Source organism: Albidovulum sp. (assembly GCF_049646345.1).
In the GTDB taxonomy this organism is placed as follows: Bacteria; Pseudomonadota; Alphaproteobacteria; order Rhodobacterales; family Rhodobacteraceae; genus Albidovulum.
The window spans coordinates 1-5,310 of the sequence record NZ_JBARVQ010000056.1 but is presented as its reverse complement, the minus strand read 5'-3'; the positions used below and the strand labels follow the sequence as shown (position 1 = coordinate 5,310).

Genomic DNA, 5,310 nt, shown 5'->3' with positions numbered 1-5,310 from the left:
CAATACTGTCTTGCTGGCTCATCTCGCCAAAGCCATAGGCGTCATAGGTGGCCTGCGTGCATTCCACGATGAAGGTCGCGGTATCATTATCAAACTGATAGGCATGCGCCCACACCCAGCCCTTATCCGTTTCCTCAAAAATAAACGTAAACGCGTCATCAAATTTCTGATGCGTGCCGAGCCAGACAAACTTGCAGCGACGGATGTCGATATCGGGGCGGAAGATACCTTCGTATTCCGTACGGACGCGGGAGTTGATTCCATCGCAGGCGACGACGAGGTCATAGTCGTGGCGGTAGACCTCGGCGCTTTCGAACTCGGTTTCAAACCGCAGATCGACGCCCAGCTCGCGCGCCCGCTCCTGCAGGATGATCAGCATCTGCCTGCGGCCGATCCCGGCAAAGCCATGCCCGCCGGAAACGGTGCGATGACCGTCATGGACAACCGCGATATCGTCCCAATAGGCGAAATGGCCGCGGATCGCCTCGGTCGATTGCGGGTCGTTCTTTCCCATCCGCTCCAGCGCATCATCCGACAGGACCACGCCCCAGCCGAAGGTGTCATTGGCGCGGTTGCGCTCCAGCACGGTCACCTCATGCGACGGATCGCGCAGCTTCATCGAGATCGCAAAGTAAAGACCCGCCGGGCCGCCTCCGAGGCAGAGAACCTTCATGCCGCCCTCCCTGACGCACCTTCGGATCGTGGCATCGGACGGTTATTATTTCAAGTTTAAAATTTATGACACAAATGGCGGGCAACACCCGCCAGGACGGGGACGCCTTCGTTCAAATTCCGATCCGACCATGGCACTGGCGGGGTATCACGCGGCGGATGAATACGGCCTTCGAACCCGCCATGTCCGGCGTCAGTCACCCATCCGGACGCGCAGGGTGTCGCGCGACACCTCTTCGGTGATCAGGCACAAATGGTCGCCCGGCGCGACAACAGGGTTGTGCCGCCGCACCGCCAGAATGCCGTCACGCGGGCAGATGAGCGGCGCGGGGGCAGTGCCGAAGCAATGCAGATCATGGATCCGGCCAATCGTGTCGCCCGCCACCACGCCCTGCCCCGTCACAAGGTCGATCTCGGCCAGACCGTGGCGATCCGAGGTCAGATGCACACCGCCCGGACCGATATCGATGAAGCGGGTCACGGGTGCCGCAGGCACATCCCCCCCGGCCTCAGGACCAAGGCAGCCCAGCGCGCGAAGCACCCGCAGGCAGCCGTTCCAGCCGATCCGGAACGAGGCGGGGGAATACCGCCCCATCCCGCCCAGTTCGCACGACAGAAACGGCACCCCCTGCCGATGCGCGGCGGTGTCGAAATCGCCACCACTGCCGTCGAGTGGGCAGAGCATGGTGAAGGGCGCACCGAACCAGTCAGCAAGTTGCAGGCACTGATGGTTCAGGTCGTGGTTGTCGCCGAGGCCAAGAAACCCGCAATCGACATATTCGGTCGCCGTGCCGCCGGAATGGAAATCTAGTATCGCATCAGAGATCGGGATCAGATGGCGGTCGACAAAACCGGCAATGGCACTGGTCGGTCCGGCATCGGCAGCGCCGGGAAACGCGCGGTTCATATTGCCACCATCGAGCGGCGACACCCGCGCCCGGTCAAGCACGGCAGGCAGGTTCAGCGCGGGCAGCAGGATCAGCCGCCCCGGCACGTCTTCGGGTGCCAGGCCCTGCATCAGTCTGTGCAGGATCGCCTGCCCCTCATATTCATCGCCGTGATTTCCGGCAGTCAGAAGCACCGTCGGCCCGGCACCGCCCCGGATCACCCCGACCGGCAGGCGGATGCTGCTGAAGGCCAGCCGGTTGTCAGAATGCGCCACATCGACAAAGCCCGCCCGCTTGCCGGGACTGTCGAAATCCATGTCGGTCCGGACCGGTCCAAAACTCAGCATCCGTGGTCTCCTTCCTGTCGGCTGCGTCCGGGCCTTACCGCGCCGCTTCGATCGCTTCCTTGCGCCTGGCGACAAAGGCCTCCAATGCCTCCTCAACCCCCGGATCGATGGGCGGTTTTTCATATCTGGCCAGCAGGTCTTTCCAGATGCGGTTCGCCCGTTCGGTCGCGGTTCGGGCACCATCATCGCGCCATGTCTCATAGTTGCGCCAGTCCGAAAGCATCGGCTGGTAGAATTCGGTCTCATAGCGTTCCAGCGTATGCACGGTGCCGAAGAAATGCCCTGAGGGGCCAACCTCGGCCATCGCCTCCATGCCGATTGCTGCATCCGAAAGGTCAAGCGGATCAAGAAAGGCCGCCTGCATCTGCAAGAGCTCGGCATCGAGGATCAGCTTTTCGAACGAACAGGTCAGCCCGCCTTCCAGCCAGCCACCGGCATGCATCATCACATTGATATGGCCCTGAATGCAGGCCATCACCGACATGTCGCTTTCATAGGCCGCCTGAAGGTCGACGCAGGCCGAGGCGGTGGTGTTGGAGGAACGGATCGGCAGCCGGTAGCGCCGCGCCATCTGGCCCGAGGCGATGACGGATTTGGCATATTCCGGCGTGCCGAAAGCGGGCGATCCGGTGCGCATATCGACGTTCGAGGTGAAATGGCCGTAGAAGACCGGCGCGCCGCGCGCGGCCGCCTGCCCCAGCACGATCCCCGCCAACGCCTCGGCATTCTGCTGAACCAGCGATCCGCCGATGGTGACCGGGCTCATCGCGCCCGCAAGGGTGAAGGGGGTGATGTGCACAGGCTGCCCCGCACGGGCAAACTCAATCACCGCCTCGGCCTGTCCATCATCGAAAAGAAGCGGAGAGTTGGTGTTGACGCCGCCCAGAATGCCGGGCCGGGCGCGCAGGCCCGCCTCATCCGTCCCAAGCGCGATCATCGCCATCTCGATGCAGTCGCGGGCCCGGGCAGCGGTGTTCATCCAGCAGGGCTGCCAGCCCTTGTCGCAAAGGGTTGTCTGCGCCAGCATCATGTCGAGATGCCGTGTTTCGGGCGGCAGCTCCAAGGGTTCGCACCCGGCACCGCCTTCGTGATGGAAGATGTTGAGCGAGGCCGAGAGTTTTACGAAATCGCGCATGTCCTTCAGCGTTCCTGCCCGGCGGCCCCGGTCAAGGTCTGAAACGAAAGAGGGCCCGCAGACCGTGGCGAAGGTCAGGGAATTACCGCCGACATGGACGGACTTGGCTTGGTTCCTTGCATGGATGGTAAAGCCTTCGGGGATGCCGGTCAGCATCTCTTCGACCATCGCCGGATCGAAGCGCACGCGGTGGCTGGCCTCATCGATATCGGCCCCTGCGGCGCGCAAAAGCTGGCGCGCCACGGCGCTGTCGACCTTCAGCCCGATCTCACTGAGGACGGCAAGGCTTTTGACATGGATCACCTCGACCTGATCGGCTGAGATAACCTCCATCGGCTTGAACGGGCTGCGGACCTCGCCGAAGGGGCGCTGGTGCAGGCCGGTATAGCGATTGGGGCGGGAACGTCGGGACATGGGTTCCTTCTGAGGGTTCTTGGGGTGACGGGGTCAGCCCCGGCCCGCCCCCGCCCAGGTTTCGGCGCGGATGATCTGCACCTTCCGCCCCCCGATCTGCGATCCCATCTTCACCCCCATCATCAGGCCCGCATCTTCGACCCACTGGGGTCGTAAAGCGGGCGTTCGTGCAATTCGGCCGGGCGTAGCTTGCCCAGCACCTCAACCTCATATCGCCCGCTGGGTTGGAACGCATCGGGGCGCACATAGCCAAGCGCGATATGCTTGCCCGTCACCGGCCCCCAGCCCCCCGAGGACACATAACCGGCGGGTGCTCCGTCAAGGAAAATCGCCTCATCCCCCCAAATCGCACAATCACCGGCATCGACCGTCAGGGTGATGGGGCGTTCACGCGGGGGGGCGTAACCGCGCGCAGCCTCGCGCCCGACAAACGCGCCCTTGTCAAGCGCCACATGCGCCATCATCCCGCATTCATGGGCGAAGTAATCTGCGGTGATCTCGCTTCCCCAGGCAGCAAAGCTTTTTTCCAGACGCAGCATCATCAGGCTGCGCAGCCCGACCAGAGCCAGCCCATGCGCCGCCCCTTCCTGCCTCAGCGCATCGAAAAGCCGCGGCTGATCGGCGGCGGGCAGATACATCTCATACCCCGTCTCGCCGGTATAAGAGACGCGCAAAACCGTGACATTTTCGACCCCGGCAAGCGTAAGGGGCCGCGCATCCATGAAGCGGAAGGCCGCACTGTCCATCGGGCCATCGGCAAGGCCCGCGATCAGCGCCTGCGCCTTTGGTCCGGCGATGGAGAGGCCGGCAAGGTCATCCGAGCGGTTCGCAAGCGTGACCCCCTCGGCGGGCAGGTATCCGGCGAAATGCCGCATATAGACCAGTTGCCGCGCATAGGTGCCGATCAGCAGATAACGGTCGCCAAGGTTTGAGACGGTGAAATCGCCGATCACCCGGCCCTTTTCGGACAGCATCGGCGACAGGCACAACCGCCCCGGCTTCGGCAGGCGGTTGGCCATGATCCGGTCAAGCCAGCGGGCGGCATTCGGGCCCGAAACCTCGAATTTCGCCATGTCGGAGAATTCGTAAAGCCCGACCGCCGCGCGCACATGCCGCCCTTCATCAGCGACCGGCCCCCACCAGTTCGGCTGGCGGTAGGTCAGGCTGTCTTTCGGCGCGGTGCCTTTGGGTGCGAACCATGTCGCATGCTCACGCCCGAAGCCGGTGCCAAAGACCGCACCCGCCTTGGCCAGACGGTCATGGACCGGTGACATCGCCAGCGGGCGGGCGGCATCGAAGCTTTGATAAGGAAAGACCTTTTCGGAACGGTTTTCGTAGAAATACCGGGTCATCGCCTCGGTATAGCTTTGGCTCGCCCAATCTCCGAAACGGGCGACATCCCAATGCGACATGTCGATCTCGGGCTCGCCGCCGATGATCCATTCGGCCAGAACCCGGCCGATGCCCGCGCCCTGATTGAAACCCGCCATCACGCCATTGGCGCAGATGTAGTTGCGCAAGGAGGGATGCGGCCCGATCAGGGGGCCGAGGTCGGGCGAAAAGATCATCGGCCCGTTGATCACCCGCTTGACCCCGGCTTCACCAAGGCAGGGCATGATCTCAACCGATTTACCGAAATTCCACTCCATCCGCGAGAGGTCGTCGGGCAAAAGCTCATGCCCGAAATCCGGCGGCGTGCCGTCCTTGGCCCAATGGATGCAAGTGTGTTCATAAGCGCCAAGCAGAAGGCCCTGCCCTTCCTGGCGCGCATAACAGCCGGTTTCATTGTCGTTGATCTGCGGCAGTTCAAAGCCAAGGCCCGCAATCTCGGGCAGGGTTTCGGTCACCAGATAGT

At 63.1% G+C, this 5,310-nt stretch carries 4 protein-coding genes; all 4 read right to left on the bottom strand.

What is annotated here, in order from left to right; all coding sequences use genetic code 11:
• A partial coding sequence (locus WBB85_RS01410) for an FAD-dependent monooxygenase (RefSeq protein ID WP_432636840.1) occupies window positions 1-673 on the bottom strand: 673 nt, incomplete at its 3' end.
• Window positions 674-865: 192 nt separating this feature from the next.
• Complete coding sequence (locus WBB85_RS01405; protein WP_432636839.1) at window positions 866-1,906, bottom strand: succinylglutamate desuccinylase/aspartoacylase family protein; 1,041 nt, start codon at window positions 1,904-1,906, stop codon at window positions 866-868.
• 34 nt (window positions 1,907-1,940) lie between these two features.
• A complete protein-coding gene (locus WBB85_RS01400) occupies window positions 1,941-3,455 on the bottom strand; it encodes a trimethylamine methyltransferase family protein (RefSeq protein WP_432636838.1) in 1,515 nt (504 codons plus the stop codon).
• A gap of 122 nt (window positions 3,456-3,577) precedes the next feature.
• Window positions 3,578-5,310 (bottom strand): FAD-dependent oxidoreductase (locus tag WBB85_RS01395; RefSeq protein WP_432636837.1); only part of this gene is annotated, 1,733 nt, incomplete at its 5' end.